The following is a 13,052-nucleotide window of genomic DNA, read 5'->3' as shown; positions in this document are numbered from 1 at the left end:
CACATGCTTGATCGTCGATGTCTCTACCAGCATCAGCAGGAAAGTCTTGCAATCTTGTAGGAAAGTCGCAGGTCGCACGCGCAGGTAGGCGCCCACGCGGGGCCCATGAAGTCCACTTAGGAAAGCAGTGGCAAACGGAACCGGGTTGACCTGCCGCTATGGCTCTGGGCGGTGAGTTTCGCTGGAACGCGTCGGCTCCGAACGCCGCCTCTGATCCGATGAGGCCATAGGGGACACACAGGCTTCTCTGAGTCGCGGACCGGCATTGCGAGGACTTGGGCCCGTGTGCTTTTATGTCGATCATCGCACCGAAGAGTGTCGATCAGCTGCGAATAGCATGGGCCGCCTGCCGGCGCGGTCCCAAAATCACGAGTGGCACTCGTGCGCTATTCCAGAACACGGGGGAAGTATGCATCTGAATAGCTATGACGAATGGTCACCTCTACGCGAGGTGATCGTCGGCTCTGCGCGGAATTATATTTCGCATGAACGTGAGTTGTCGTTCGACCTGTTCTTTCACGACAACATCGTCAACGACAACGCGTTCCGCACCGAGTGGTACTACCCGCGACTGTCGCAGCGTGACGCCACCGCACCGCGGGCCACGCCCATCAAGCAGCAGTACGTCGACGAGCTGGCCGAGGATCTCGATGGCATCGCCGCCGCGCTGGCCGGACTGTCGGTCACCGTGCTGCGGCCGATGGACCTGCCCGACTCCACCGGGACGGTGCGAACGCCGGCCTGGGCGGCCTCGACGGTCCCCGCGCTGAACGTCCGGGACAACACGCTGATCGTCGGCGACGAGATCATCGAGACACCGCCGATGATCCGCTCGCGCTATTTCGAGACGCAGCTGCTCAAGCCGATCTTCCAGGAATATTTCCGCCACGGCGCACGGTGGTCGGTCATGCCCCGGCCGCTGATGACCGACGCATCGTTCGATCTGTCCTACGTCCGGGACACCTCGGCCGGCGGACCGACCGAGGTGATCCACGACCCGCGGCCGTCGCCGTACGACGTGGGCCACGAGATGATGTTCGACGCCGCGCAGTGCCTGCGCCTCGGCCGGGACATCATCGCCAACGTGTCGACCGCGAACCACGCGCTCGCCTGCGACTGGCTGGAACGTCACCTCGAGGGACGCTTCCGCATCCACCGGGTGCACCGGCTCAGCGACAGCCACATCGACAGCATGGTCCTGGCGCTGCGACCCGGCACGCTGCTGGTGCGGTCGCCGGCCGTCCTGGACAAGCTCCCGGAAGCGCTGCGGCGGTGGGACATCATCGTCCCGCCGGTACCGCGGAGCAACAACTTCCCCCGGTACGACGACGACGACCTGGTCCTCACCAGCAAGTTCATCGATCTCAACGTGCTCTCGGTCGACCCGGACACGGTTCTCGTGAACGAAGCCTGCCCCGAGCTGATCCGCGAACTCGAAGACCACAAGTTCACCGTCGTCCCGGTTCGCCATCGCCACCGGCGGTTGTTCGGCGGCGGATTCCACTGCTTCACCCTCGACACCGTTCGTGAGGGTGGCCTCGAGGACTACCTGAGCTGAGGGCGACGGTCGGTCAGCAGGACCACCGGCGCGGTTCCCGCGTCTCGGCCTCCTTCGTCGCCTGTCCCGGCGACGGAGCGCCGACTCCTCATACATCCGCAGGTCCATCGCGTTGAGGACGTCGGCCGGGCCAGCGTGACCCGGCTTTGGTGCAACCAACTTTCGGCAGTACCGCCGAAAGTTCGTATCACGCTGCAAACCAACTTTCATCGAAAAACTGTCAGCACTTTGTCCACTTCGGAGGACCAGCATGCAGGTCGACGAACGGGACCAGACACGCGGGACACCTGGTTTCCTCACTTCCACCCGGATCACCGGGGTCGGCACCGCGGTGCCGACCACGTCGTACGCTCAGCAGGAGGTGCTCGACGAGTTCCGGATCGACGATCCCCGAATCCGGTCGGTCTTCCTGCAGAGCGCGATTGAGCGTCGGGGCCTGGTTCTCCCGCCCAAGGACGCCGAGGGCGCTTACCGGGTCGAGTCCCAGGGTGAGTTGCTGCGCAAGCACACTGCGCACGGCATGGCGATGGCCCGTGAGGCGATCGCGAAAGGCCTCGCTGACGCCGGCGCGACTCTGGCCGACGTCGGGTATCTGTGCTGCATCACCACCACCGGGCTCCTCACCCCGGGCTTCTCCGCCCTGCTGGTCAAGGACCTCGGCATCGACCGGCACTGCTCCCGGCTCGACGTGGTCGGCATGGGGTGCAATGCCGGACTCAACGGGCTCACCGCCGTCGCCTCGTGGGCCCACTCGCATCCGGGTCAGCTCGCGCTGATGGTGTGCATCGAGGTGTGCTCCGCGGCGTACGTCATCGACGGCTCGATGCGGACGTCGGTCGTCAACAGCCTCTTCGGCGACGGTTCGGCGGCTGTCTGCGTACGTGCCGGCGGAGACGACGGCGGCGCCGGTCCGGAGCTGCTGCGCTTCTCCAGTTGCATCATCACCGAGGCAATCGATGCGATGCGCTACGACTGGGACGACGAACAGGGCAAGTTCAGCTTCTTCCTGGACCAGGAAGTGCCCTACGTCGTCGGCGCCAACGCCGAGACCGCCCTCGGCCGGCTGCTCGTGGGCACCGGCCTGGACCGCAACGACATCTCGCATTGGATCGTCCATTCCGGTGGCAAGAAAGTCATCGACTCGGTGCGGGCCAACCTGGGCCTGAGCCGGCACGACGTCCGGCACACCACCGGGGTGCTGCGTGATCACGGCAACGTGTCGAGCGGTTCCTTCCTGTTCTCCTACGAACGACTACGTGCCGAGCGGTGTACGCAGGCCGGCGAGTACGGCGTGCTGATGACCATGGGACCCGGCTCGACCATTGAGATGGCCCTGGTCCGTTGGTAACGCGATGCCCCCGGTGACGAAAGGAAACCTCAACTAATGATCAGCAATATGGATTTGGCGCCGGTCGTGGACGGCTTGGCCCTCACCGTCGACATCGACTGCGCCCGCCCACTCGAGGACCTCACCGTGATGCTGAACGAGGTCTGCACGCAGGTCGAGGGTGGTACGGAGCGAACCGTCGTCGTGCTCCGGCTGTACGGCACGTCGGCCACCGGTCGCGAGTGGCCAGGCGACGTGAGCGTCCGGCTGGTCAACCGGTGGGAACGAGCCGTCCGCCGGCTGGAACGGCTGAGCGCGGTGAACATCGCCGTCGCGACGGGCACCTGCGGCGGCCCGACTCTGGATGTCCTGCTCGCCGCCGACTTCCGGATCGGTGGCACCGACCTGCAGCTCATGTTGCCGGTGAACGACGGCCACTTCTGGCCGGGCATGTCGCTGTACCGGCTCGTCCAGCACCTCGGCGTGGCCCGCGCACGCCAGATCGTGCTGTGGGGCGTCGACATCCCCGCGGCCACGGCGACCGAGCTTGGCCTCGTCGACCAGGTCACCGAGGACCTCGTCGAGGCCGTGCACACCGCCGCTGTGCTCACCGGCCGGATCTCGGACAAGGAGCTGACCGTGCGCCGTCAGCTGCTGCTCGAGGCCGGCTCGGCGGAGTACGAGGAGGCACTCGGCGCGCACCTGGCCGCATGCGACCGGGAGCTGCGCCGGCTGCGGGCGGTCGGCGCCCGCGTGGACGAGCGCGCCCCCGAAGTGTCGCAACCATGATCACCGCGTTCTCCGGTTCCGTCGGCCTGGCCGGCGATCTGGCCGACGATGCGGCCCGGCTCGCCGTAGACGTCAAGGCCGCCGAAGATGGCCTGGATCGGCTGCCCCGCCGGCCGGACCGAGACGTCAACGAACAGCGGACCGCTGAGACCCTGCTGGCCGCTGCCCGGAAAGCACGGCTCGCCTTCCTGACCGTGCACGTCGACCGGGTCTACGACGAGCTGACCGGCGCGCGGACCCGGCATCTGAGGCTTGCCGATCTGCTCACGGCCGCCGTCGACCGCTTCCCCGGGGTGGTGCCCGGCCCGCGGAGAATGGCGGCCGAGCTCGCTCTGATCCAGTCGGAGCGGGACGGGCTCGAGATCGATCAGGCCCTGTTCTGCTCGGCGGTCCTCCGCTCGCCCCGGGCCGGCAGCCACCTGATCGACGCCATGCTGCGCCCGATCGTTCCCGACCGGCTGCGCGACGAGTTCCGGGCCACCGGCTCGGTCCGGCTGCCCTCGGTCGGCGTCGAGCGCCAGGGGGCCACCGCCCACGTGACCTTCCACAACGGCCACGCGCTCAACGCCGAGGACGGCCGGCTCATCGCTGACCTGGAGACGGCGGTCGACCTGGTCCTGCTCGACGAGCGGACCCGGGTCGGCGTGCTCCGCGGCGGTTCGGTGGAGCATCCGCGGTATGCCGGACGCCGGGTCTTCAGCGCGGGTATCAACCTCAAGCACCTGCGCGACGGCCGGATCTCCTTCGTCGATTTCCTGATGGGTCGCGAGCTCGGATACCTGCACAAGATCGTACGAGGGCTCCTGGTCGAGCCGGCCGCCGTGACCTGGTCCGACCGGACCGTGGCCAAGCCGTGGATCGGCGCGGTCGACTCGTTCGCCATCGGTGGCGGGATGCAGCTGCTGTTGGTGCTCGACCGGGTGATCGCGGAGACCGGGTCGTTCTTCAGCCTGCCCGCGGCCGACGAGGGCATCGTGCCGGGGCTCGGTAACCTCCGCCTCACCCGCGCCACCGGTACCCGCCTGGCCCGGCGGATCATCCTGGGCGGCGAGCGCCTCGAGGCCGGCACACCGGAGGCGGCCGCCGTCTGCGACGAAGTGGTGAGGCCGGACGAGATGGACGCCGCGATCGCCCGGGCCGCCGCGTCGTTGGCCGCTCCCGGGATCACGGCCAACCGGCGGATGCTGACTCTGGCCGAGGAACCGGTCGAGCTGTACCGGCAGTACCTGGCCGAGTTCGCCGTCGCCCAGTCGATCCGGGCGTACAGCCCGGATGTGCTGGCCAAGGTCGAGCGGCGCCGCTCGCCGGCCGAATCCAAGGACACCGGACGATGACCGGGCAGAGGCTCACCGACCTGCACGGTTCGCTCCGGGATCCGCTGCTCGGCTCGATCGGCTTCTTGAACGAGGTGATGGGCCGCTATCCCGAGGCGATCTCGTTCGCGCCGGGCGCGCCGCACCCGGAGTTCTACGACGATGTCGACGTGGCCGGTCACCTCGATCGGTACCTCCGCCACCTGGAGACCGATCGCGGGCTCGCACCGGATGCTGCCCGGCGCCGGCTGTTCGAGTACGGGCCGAGCCGCGGCCTGATCAACGATCTGGTGGCCGATCTGCTCCGCCGGGACGCCGGCATCCACACCTTGCCCGAGGCGCTCGTCATCACCGTGGGCGCGCAGGAGGCGATGCTGCTGACGCTGCGGGCGCTCTACACCCCGGGTGACGATCTGCTGGCGGTGGCCGACCCGTCCTTCGTCGGCATCCTCGGAGCGGCCCGGATGCTGGACATCCCGGTCGTCGGCATCGAGGAGACGGCGGACGGCCCGGACCTCGACGCGCTCGCGAAGGCGTGCACGGCCGGTCGGCGGATCAGGGCCTTCTACGTGGCCCCGGACTTCGCCAACCCGGGTGGCGGCCGGATGTCGGTCGCGAGCCGCCACCGGCTGCTCGAACTGGCCGAGGAGCACGACTTCCTCGTGATCGAGGACAACACCTACGGTTTCACCGCCGCTCCCGGGCAGGAGCGACCGGTGCTGAAGGCACTCGACCGGTCCCGGCGGGTGGTGCACATCGGTACTTTCGCCAAGGTCTGCTTTCCCGGCGCTCGGGTCGGGTTCGTCGTCGCCGACCAGCGGGTGGCGGCCCATCCGTCGGGCGGCGACCGGCTGCTCGCCGACGACCTCGCGGCGCTCAAGTCCGTGGTCACGGTGAACACCGCGCCTATCGCCCAAGCGGTGATCGGCGGGATTCTGCTGGCCAACGGCGGCTCGCTCGCCGTCCCGGCCCGGCGCCGGGCGGTCCGCTACCAGCAGAACCTGGACCACCTGCTGCGGGCCCTGGACACCTGGCTCGGTCCGTCGCCACGGGCCGGAGTGCGGTGGAACCGGCCGGACGGGGGCTTCTTCGTCCGCGTCCATCTGCCGGTGCCGGTCACTCTCGCGTTGCTGGAGCGGTCCGCGGCCGAGTTCGGTGTCCTGTGGACTCCGATGGCGCAGTTCTATCCGACCGGTGCGGGGGACCGTCAGCTGCGCTTGTCCTGCAGTTACCTCGACGCCGAACAGATCGACGAAGGCGCGGCAAGGCTCGCCGCGTTCCTCCAGGAAGGACTCTGACAGATGGCCAGCGATCTCACGCCGCACCCCGTCACGCGGCCCAACCCGTTCGATCCGCCGCTGGAGCTGGGCCGCTATCGCGAGACCGAGCCGATCCGTCGGATGGCCTACCCGGACGGGCACGCCGGCTGGCTGATCACGAGCCACGAACTGGCCCGCGCGATGCTGAGCGACGGCCGGTTCAGCGCGCGGTCGGAGTTCAAACGGCCGCCGGTGTCGCGCCCGGGCGCCGATCCGTTCTATGGTGCGCCGGCACTGCCCGGCTGGCTGGTCGACATGGACGCGCCCGAGCACACCCGGATCCGCCAGCAGCTGGCCGGCAAGTTCACCGCCCGGCGTATGCGGGACCTGCGGCCGCGGCTCGACGTCGTGATCGACGATTTGCTCAGTACGATGGCCCGCAAGGGCCCACCGGTCGACTTGGTCGAATTGTTCGCGTTGCCGGTGCCGTCGATCATGATCTGCGAGATCCTCGGGGTTCCGTACGAGAAACGTGCCGAGTTCCAGCAGAACAGCGAGACGCTGTTCAGCCTGCGGGTGACCGCTGACGAGGCGTCGGCCGCGATGGATCGGCTGTACGAGCTGCTGCGCGTGCTGTCCGGACCCGGCGGCGATCGCGACGGGCTGCTCGCCATGCTCGCCGAGGACGGCACCCTCGACCGGGAGGAGATCGCCGGGGTCGGCGTGTTGCTGCTCACCGCCGGCCACGAGTCCACCTCCAGCTCGCTGGCGCTCAGCACGTTTGCGCTGCTGTCGCACCCGGACCAGCTCGCGAAGCTGACCGCCGACCCCGGCCTGATCGACAACGCGGTCGAGGAGCTGATGCGGTACCTGTCCGTGTTCCACTTCGGCGTTCCGCGTACGCCCCTGGAGGACGTCGAATTCGGCGGGCACCTGCTGAGGGCCGGCGAGTCGATCACCGTCTCGCTGCCGGCGGCCAACCGCGATCCCGCCTGGTTCGCCGACCACCCTGACCGGCTGGACATCGAGCGCCGGAGCACCGGTCACATGGCCTTCGGATACGGCATCCACCAGTGCCTGGGTCAGAACCTGGTCCGGATGGAGCTGCGTGCCGCGCTGCCGGCCCTGTTCCGCCGGTTCCCGGGGCTGGCCCTCGCCGTGCCGTCTGACGAGGTGCCGCTGTCGTCCGACATGAGCGTCTACGGCGTACACCGTCTGCCGGTGACCTGGTGAGCGCCGGCTCCATGCGGGTGGACGTCGACGTGGATCTCTGCATCGGGTCGGGCCAGTGCGCTCTGACGGTGCCGGAGATCTTCGACCAGGACGACGACGGAGTCGTGCTGCTGCTGGCCACCACCGCGCCGCCCGAACTCCACGACGAAGTGCGCGACGCCGCGAGTCGATGCCCGGTGCGCGCCATCACCCCGACCGACCGATAGACAGGAGTTCCGACCCTCATGCGCCTCAACAGCTACGACGACTTCACGCCGCTCAAAGAGGTCATCCTCGGCTCGGCGACCGACTACGCGCAGCGTCTGCGCGACCTGTCGTTCGACATGTTCATCAGCGACAACCTGACCGGTGCCCGCGGCTACTACCCCAGCATCACCGATTGGCGGCCGAGCGCGGACCGGGACCACCGCAACGAGCCGGCCAAACTCGCCCTGAAGGAGCGGTTCCTCGATGAACTTGTCGAGGACATCGAGGGCCTGGGTACGCAGATCGCGCAGCTAGGCGTGACGGTCCACCGCCCGATGGCGCTGCCTCCGTCGCTCGGCGAGGTCACCGCGCCGGGCTGGTCGGCGCCGGTCACACCGCCGCTGAACGTCCGCGACAACACACTCATCCTGGGCGACGAGATCATCGAGACGCCACCGACGCTGCGTGCGCGCTATTTCGAGACGCAGTTCCTCAAGCCGATCTTCATGAACTATTTCGACCAGGGCGCACGCTGGACCACCATGCCACGCCCGATGATGACCGACTCCTCGTTCGACCCGGACAACCTGCCGAACGCGGCGCCCAACATCGAGGCGCCGCAGGACCCGCAAGCCTCCCCGTACGACGTCGGCGTCGAGATCATGATCGACGGCGCGAACTGCCTGCGCCTCGGCCGCGACCTGATCGTCAACATCTCCAACGCCAATCACGCGCTGGCCTGCGATTGGCTCGAACGGCACCTCCAGGGCCGGTTCCGGGTGCACCGGATGCACCGGCTGACCCAGAGCCACATCGACAGCGTGGTCATACCGTTGCGTCCGGGAACCCTGCTGATCCGCTCCGAGCGGGTGCTTGACTTCCTGCCCGAGAAACTGCGCTCGTGGGACACCATCGTCTCGCCGACCCCGGAGATCCACGACTATCCGCAGTACGAGGACGGCAACCCGATTCCGGCGAGCCCTTACATCGACCTGAATCTGTTGTCGATCGACGAGAACACCGTGCTGGTCAACGACGCCTGTAAGACCCTGATCCACACGCTCGAACAGCACCATTTCACCGTCGTCCCGGTCCGGCACCGGCACCGGCGTCTGTTCGGCGGCGGGTTCCACTGCTTCACCCTCGACACGGTGCGCACCGGCGCCGCCGAGAACTACCTGTAGGTGCCCGATGAACTTGGACTCGACACAGCTCACCACCTTTGCCACCGTGGTCGGCGAAGGCAGCTTCGAGGCGGCGGCCCGGTTGCTGAACGTGACACCGTCATCGGTCAGCCAGCGGATCAAAGCGTTGGAACGGGCCGTCGGACAAGTTCTGATCCAACGGGCGAAGCCGTGTCACGCCACCGAGGCCGGCCAGTCACTACTCCGTTTCGTCGAGCAGATGTCCCTGCTGGAACGGGAGGCGCTGCACAATGCGCGCAACCTTGCCGCCTACCCGGACGGCGGCGAGGAGGACGACGGGGTGGTCCGGGTGGCGGTCGTGGTCAATGCCGACTCGCTCGCCACCTGGTTCCTGCCCGCGCTGGCGTCGATGGCCGAGGAGTCCCGGAACGGCCGGGTGCCGCTGCTGGCCTTCGACATCCGCCAGGACGACCAGGACCATACGGTGGAACTGCTGCGCAACGGCTCAGTGATGGCAGCGGTAACCGCCGAGCGGGTCGTCGTCCAGGGCTGCCGGATCGAGCCGCTGGGCGCCATGCGTTACGTGGCGGTCTCGGCGCCGGAGTTCGTGGTGCGACACCTGGATGGCACGAACGACGTGGTGGACCCGAACGGCCTGGCCAAGGCTCTGGCCCGGGCGCCGGTCGTCGCCTTCGACCGTAAGGACACCCTGCAGCATCGCTTCGTGCGTTCGCTCGGTGATGGCCCGGCACACATGCCGACCCACTACGTGCCGTCCGTGTCCGCGTTCAACGAGGCGGTCCGGCTGGGCCTGGGCTGGGCGGTGGTGCCCGAGACACTGGCTCGTGGCTACCTCGATTCGGGCGAGTACCGCGAGGTAGCGCCTGGGCGGCACCTCGACATACCGCTCTACTGGCAGCACTGGCGGCTGGACTCCAAGCTGCTGGAACTGCTCACCGAGACGGTGAAGAGGGCCGCGTCGGCCGCCCTGGTGATTGGCTGATGGTCAGGCGGCGCGACGATACGTCTGGGGCCGGATGAGCCACAGTTCGCCGTCGCGGAGGCAGACCTCGGCGGTGTCGTAGCGACCGAGATATGAGGCGACAACCGCAGGATCCGGCGGTGGCGGTGGCTGCCGCCGGGCGTCCACCGCGACCACCGCCCAGGCGTGCTCGGCGCGCAGGTCGCCGGTCGGTGCGGCGGCGATCAACCGGCGCAACGCGGTCGCGTGGGCGGCCTCGGTCTCGCCGGGGACCCAGTCGAAGTCGGTGATCCGTAGATACCGGACGTTGCCGTCGAGGATGCGTTGCTCGACGAGTCGGTGATGGATCCGGATCGACTGGCGGCGGGCGAGCGAGTCGAGACCGTCGTCGTGTCGGCCCGGCTTGCGTAGGTCGCGTTCCCGGCGGGGTCGAACCGCAGATTGAGGTGCTTGTCGTCGGCTGCTCCGCGCATGTCCGCGCCGACCACCTCGGCGAAGACGCCCGGATCGTCCAGGTCGTACCGTCCGGCGCGATGCCCGGTCTCGAGGTTGTCGAGGATCGCGGGCACGACGTCGGGGAAGACGTAGCGTTCGCGGAGTGCGTTCCCGATCACAGCCAGGACGGCCGCCCGTTTCCGGCATCGAACTGGTCGTCGGACATCGCACGATGACAGCGGGATGCGCGCCTGACGGTCGGTCAGTCCGGCGCGGTGAGCAGGGCGGCGACGCTGTCCACGAACCACCGCTCGAACCGCTCGACCGGCCACCCGCGCTCGCGCACCAGCCAGTCGTAGTTGCGGACGTCCTGCGCGAGCCACAGCACGTCGGCGGCCCGCTCCTGGCTGACCACGACCTCGCCGCCGGCCGCGAGGTCGGTCGCGAACATCAGCATGCCGACGCGCCGGTCGTCGAGGTTCTTGCGCCAGATCGCCGCGGCGTCGGCGTCCGCGGTCGCCGCGCCGGCCAGCGCGAGCATCACGTGCACCTGGCGGCCGTGCGTCTCGGCGAGGTGCCGGGCGTACCGGGTGAGCTTGGCCCGCAGGCCGGTCAGCGTGCGGATGTCGGCGACGAACGACCGGTTCGCCATCGCCACCTGCTCGTCGTCGCCGACCAGGGTGACGTCGACCAGGTCGGAGAGCAACTGGCGTTTGTTGCCGAACACCGCGTACACGGTCTGCACGGCGACGCCGGCCTCGGCGGCGACGGCGGTCAGCGGCGTCGCGGCGTAGCCCGGATCCACGAACAGCTTGGCGGCCGCGTCGAGGATCGCCCGCCGGGTCTGCCGGGCCTGTTCCTGACGCCGGGGCGAGACGTACGGCCGGTTGACAGTCACGTGGAAAGCGTAGTGGAATATTCGATAGAGCTTAACTCTATCGACTAGGGATCAGGGGGACGGCCATGCCGTACGGCGTTGTTCAAGACATGCCCGGAGTCAGCGAGCAGGAATACCGGCAGGTCGAGAAGCACCTCGGCCCGGACCGGCCGCCGGGCCTGCTGGCGCACGTGTCCGGCCCCTCCGACGAGGGCTGGCGGATCATCAACATCTGGGCCGACGAGGCCGCGTTCCGCCGGTTCCAGTCCGAGCGCCTGGTCCGGGCCGCCGGCCTGGCCGCCCAGGAGCAGGGCTTCGACCCGGCGAAGGCCGCCTCCTTCCGCTCGGCCAGCGTCGACGGCGCCGAGATGCCGTTCTGATGGCGGACGCCGCCACCCTGCGCGCCCGCAACGCCTCGTTCTGGGCCCGGGCGGCGCCCGGCTGGGTCAACCAGGCGGACCGGCACGACGAGCTCGGCCGGCCGCTGGGCGCCGTGGCGCTCGACCGGCTGCGACCCCGCCCCGGCGAGCGGGTGCTGGACGTCGGCTGCGGGTGCGGCGGCACGAGCGCCGAGATCGCCCGGGCCGTCGCGCCGCTGGGCGCCGTGGTCGGTCTCGACCTCGCCGAGGAGATGGTGGCGGCGGCCCGCGCCCGGTTCACCGGGCCGGGCGGCGCGGGGCCACGGTTCGTCGCCGGTGACGTCGAGACGCTCGGCACCGTGCCCGGAGCGCCGTTCGACGCCGTCTACTCCCGGATGACCTTGATGCTGCTCGCCGATCCGGTCGCCGGCCTGACCACGATCCGGCGGTCGATGCGGGCCGGCGCCCGGCTGGCGGCGACGGTCTTCCGCGACGGCCGGGTGAACCCCTGGCTGCCGGCGGCGATGCTCGGCGCGGCGCCACACCTCGGGCCGTTGCCGCCGCTGCCGATCGGTGCCGAGCCGGGCCCCTTCGCGTTCGCCGACCCGGTCCGGGTCACCGGCCTGCTCACCGAGGCCGGCTTCGCCGAGATCGAGATTCAGCCGTACGACGTCACGCTCGCCGCCCCGGACGACCCGCCGGCGGTCACCGAATGGCTCATCGAGATCGGTCCCGCCGGTGCGGCCTACCGCGACGCCACCCCGGCCGGCCAGCAGAACGCCCGCGCCGGCGCGGCCCGGCTGCTCGAACGATTCCGTACCCCCGGCAGCGGTTATCGCCTGCCGACCGGACTGTGGCTGATCACCGCCCGCACGACGACGAACAACCTGGAAGAGGCATGATGACCAGACCGTTCCTGATCGCCCTGTCGGCCACGGCGGTGCTGGCCCTGGCCGCCTGCGGCACCACCGACGAGACCACCCCGGCCGCCGACGGCCCAGCGCCCGCGAAGGGCGAGCCGGCCGCGGCGGCGGGCGGCGCCTACGACGCGACGGACGTCTGCGCGTATCTGAAGGGCGAGATCCCGGCCCTCAAGGCCATCGGCAGCCCGGTCGGCCGGCACGCCAACCTGGCCGGCGGGATCGCCACGTTCTTCGAGAAGCACGGCAAGCCGGAGAACGGCGCCACCCTGGACACCGCCACGAAGAAGACGTGCCCGGCCGTCCGCACCGAGATCCTCACCTTGATCGACGTGGAAAGCTTCAGTTCGTTCTGATCAGGGCAGCCCGTTCGTCCCCCGTGTGGAGTACTGATGAATGCGAATGAACTCGATGCCAGGCTGCGCGCGGCCGGCGTAGACAGGGCGACCTACCGCATCGAGGGAGTGGCGGCCGATGGCGGCCTCATCGAGGGCGGCTGGATTCTGGGTCCGGCCGGGAACGGCGGATGGTCCCTGCGAACCTGGGAGCGAGGCCAGGAGTGGCCCGACGAGGAGTTCGCCAATGAGGATGAGGCGTGCCGTTGGTTCTACAACCTCATCGTGAACAAGAAGCGGAGTACCTGAGCTCTGTGGACGGTCCCGACCCGGA

General features: G+C 69.1%; 16 protein-coding genes. 14 read left to right on the top strand and 2 right to left on the bottom strand.

The features are described 5' to 3' along the window. Nucleotides 1-409: 409 nt before the first annotated feature. The 9 genes from L3i22_RS46005 to L3i22_RS45965 all read left to right on the top strand — a co-directional run bounded on the left by L3i22_RS46005 (nt 410) and on the right by L3i22_RS45965 (nt 9,813). Nucleotides 410-1,558 (top strand): glycine amidinotransferase, encoded by a 1,149-nt coding sequence (locus tag L3i22_RS46005; RefSeq protein WP_221323720.1) that lies wholly within the window; start codon nt 410-412, stop codon nt 1,556-1,558. A 250-nt stretch (nt 1,559-1,808) separates the two neighbouring features. Then, nucleotides 1,809-2,906, top strand: coding sequence for a 3,5-dihydroxyphenylacetyl-CoA synthase DpgA (gene dpgA / locus L3i22_RS46000; protein WP_221323719.1), 1,098 nt, complete (start codon nt 1,809-1,811; stop codon nt 2,904-2,906). A 48-nt stretch (nt 2,907-2,954) separates the two neighbouring features. Further along, the gene (gene dpgB / locus L3i22_RS45995; protein WP_221323718.1) at nt 2,955-3,674 is read left to right on the top strand and encodes an enoyl-CoA-hydratase DpgB; all 720 of its coding nucleotides are present in this window, start codon (nt 2,955-2,957) and stop codon (nt 3,672-3,674) included. Beyond that, nucleotides 3,671-5,008, top strand: a complete 1,338-nt coding sequence (gene dpgC, locus L3i22_RS45990; RefSeq protein ID WP_221323717.1) for a (3,5-dihydroxyphenyl)acetyl-CoA 1,2-dioxygenase DpgC — start codon at nt 3,671-3,673, stop codon at nt 5,006-5,008. Before dpgB ends, dpgC begins: the two co-directional genes overlap by 4 nt. Beyond that, a complete protein-coding gene (locus tag L3i22_RS45985) occupies nt 5,005-6,285 on the top strand; it encodes a PLP-dependent aminotransferase family protein (RefSeq protein ID WP_221323716.1) in 1,281 nt (426 codons plus the stop codon). Before dpgC ends, L3i22_RS45985 begins: the two co-directional genes overlap by 4 nt. Before the next feature lie 3 nt (nt 6,286-6,288). Next, nucleotides 6,289-7,479 (top strand): cytochrome P450, encoded by a 1,191-nt coding sequence (locus tag L3i22_RS45980; protein ID WP_221323715.1) that lies wholly within the window; start codon nt 6,289-6,291, stop codon nt 7,477-7,479. Nucleotides 7,480-7,490: 11 nt separating this feature from the next. Continuing rightward, complete coding sequence (locus L3i22_RS45975; protein WP_221330472.1) at nt 7,491-7,685, top strand: ferredoxin; 195 nt, start codon at nt 7,491-7,493, stop codon at nt 7,683-7,685. 18 nt (nt 7,686-7,703) lie between these two features. Then, nucleotides 7,704-8,849 carry a glycine amidinotransferase gene (locus L3i22_RS45970; RefSeq protein ID WP_221323714.1) on the top strand — a complete coding sequence of 382 codons (1,146 nt, stop codon included), beginning with the start codon at nt 7,704-7,706 and terminating at the stop codon, nt 8,847-8,849. A 7-nt stretch (nt 8,850-8,856) separates the two neighbouring features. Beyond that, the gene (locus L3i22_RS45965; RefSeq protein ID WP_221323713.1) at nt 8,857-9,813 is read left to right on the top strand and encodes a LysR family transcriptional regulator ArgP; all 957 of its coding nucleotides are present in this window, start codon (nt 8,857-8,859) and stop codon (nt 9,811-9,813) included. Between the two features lie 3 nt (nt 9,814-9,816). Here L3i22_RS45965 and L3i22_RS45960 read toward each other — a convergent pair whose 3' ends face one another. Beyond that, entirely contained in the window at nt 9,817-10,029 is a 213-nt protein-coding gene (locus tag L3i22_RS45960) for a hypothetical protein (protein ID WP_221323712.1), read from the bottom strand. A 209-nt stretch (nt 10,030-10,238) separates the two neighbouring features. Here L3i22_RS45960 and L3i22_RS45955 point away from each other — a divergent pair, with 209 nt between their 5' ends. Further along, nucleotides 10,239-10,463 carry a hypothetical protein gene (locus L3i22_RS45955; RefSeq protein ID WP_221323711.1) on the top strand — a complete coding sequence of 75 codons (225 nt, stop codon included), beginning with the start codon at nt 10,239-10,241 and terminating at the stop codon, nt 10,461-10,463. Nucleotides 10,464-10,489: 26 nt separating this feature from the next. On the opposite strand, the gene L3i22_RS45950 is transcribed toward L3i22_RS45955, so the two are convergent. Continuing rightward, complete coding sequence (locus tag L3i22_RS45950) at nt 10,490-11,125, bottom strand: TetR/AcrR family transcriptional regulator (protein WP_221323710.1); 636 nt, start codon at nt 11,123-11,125, stop codon at nt 10,490-10,492. Between the two features lie 65 nt (nt 11,126-11,190). Between L3i22_RS45950 and L3i22_RS45945 the strand changes: the two genes are divergently transcribed. From L3i22_RS45945 to L3i22_RS45930, 4 genes are read left to right on the top strand one after another with little or no spacing between them, the layout of a single operon-like run. Further along, nucleotides 11,191-11,484, top strand: a complete 294-nt coding sequence (locus L3i22_RS45945; protein ID WP_221323709.1) for a hypothetical protein — start codon at nt 11,191-11,193, stop codon at nt 11,482-11,484. Then, complete coding sequence (locus tag L3i22_RS45940; protein WP_221323708.1) at nt 11,484-12,365, top strand: class I SAM-dependent methyltransferase; 882 nt, start codon at nt 11,484-11,486, stop codon at nt 12,363-12,365. The genes L3i22_RS45945 and L3i22_RS45940 overlap by 1 nt, the downstream gene beginning before the upstream one ends. Continuing rightward, nucleotides 12,365-12,739 carry a hypothetical protein gene (locus tag L3i22_RS45935; protein WP_221323707.1) on the top strand — a complete coding sequence of 125 codons (375 nt, stop codon included), beginning with the start codon at nt 12,365-12,367 and terminating at the stop codon, nt 12,737-12,739. The genes L3i22_RS45940 and L3i22_RS45935 overlap by 1 nt, the downstream gene beginning before the upstream one ends. A gap of 36 nt (nt 12,740-12,775) precedes the next feature. Beyond that, entirely contained in the window at nt 12,776-13,027 is a 252-nt protein-coding gene (locus L3i22_RS45930; protein ID WP_221323706.1) for a hypothetical protein, read from the top strand. The last annotated feature ends 25 nt before the right edge of the window (nt 13,028-13,052 follow it).

This window comes from Actinoplanes sp. L3-i22 (assembly GCF_019704555.1).
Classification (GTDB): domain Bacteria; phylum Actinomycetota; class Actinomycetes; order Mycobacteriales; family Micromonosporaceae; genus Actinoplanes.
The sequence above is the reverse complement of the archived record's forward strand: the minus strand, read 5'-3'. Positions and strand labels throughout refer to the sequence as shown.

Coding starts and splice junctions, on each gene's coding strand:
- L3i22_RS45980 (WP_221323715.1), top strand. CDS start 6,289: ATGGCCAGCGATCTCACGCCGCACCCCGTCACGCGGCCCAACCCGTTC.
- L3i22_RS46005 (WP_221323720.1), top strand. CDS start 410: ATGCATCTGAATAGCTATGACGAATGGTCACCTCTACGCGAGGTGATC.
- dpgB (WP_221323718.1), top strand. CDS start 2,955: ATGGATTTGGCGCCGGTCGTGGACGGCTTGGCCCTCACCGTCGACATC.
- L3i22_RS45985 (WP_221323716.1), top strand. CDS start 5,005: ATGACCGGGCAGAGGCTCACCGACCTGCACGGTTCGCTCCGGGATCCG.
- L3i22_RS45935 (WP_221323707.1), top strand. CDS start 12,365: ATGACCAGACCGTTCCTGATCGCCCTGTCGGCCACGGCGGTGCTGGCC.
- L3i22_RS45940 (WP_221323708.1), top strand. CDS start 11,484: ATGGCGGACGCCGCCACCCTGCGCGCCCGCAACGCCTCGTTCTGGGCC.
- dpgC (WP_221323717.1), top strand. CDS start 3,671: ATGATCACCGCGTTCTCCGGTTCCGTCGGCCTGGCCGGCGATCTGGCC.
- L3i22_RS45945 (WP_221323709.1), top strand. CDS start 11,191: ATGCCGTACGGCGTTGTTCAAGACATGCCCGGAGTCAGCGAGCAGGAA.
- L3i22_RS45970 (WP_221323714.1), top strand. CDS start 7,704: ATGCGCCTCAACAGCTACGACGACTTCACGCCGCTCAAAGAGGTCATC.
- L3i22_RS45930 (WP_221323706.1), top strand. CDS start 12,776: ATGAATGCGAATGAACTCGATGCCAGGCTGCGCGCGGCCGGCGTAGAC.
- L3i22_RS45965 (WP_221323713.1), top strand. CDS start 8,857: ATGAACTTGGACTCGACACAGCTCACCACCTTTGCCACCGTGGTCGGC.
- dpgA (WP_221323719.1), top strand. CDS start 1,809: ATGCAGGTCGACGAACGGGACCAGACACGCGGGACACCTGGTTTCCTC.
- L3i22_RS45975 (WP_221330472.1), top strand. CDS start 7,491: ATGCGGGTGGACGTCGACGTGGATCTCTGCATCGGGTCGGGCCAGTGC.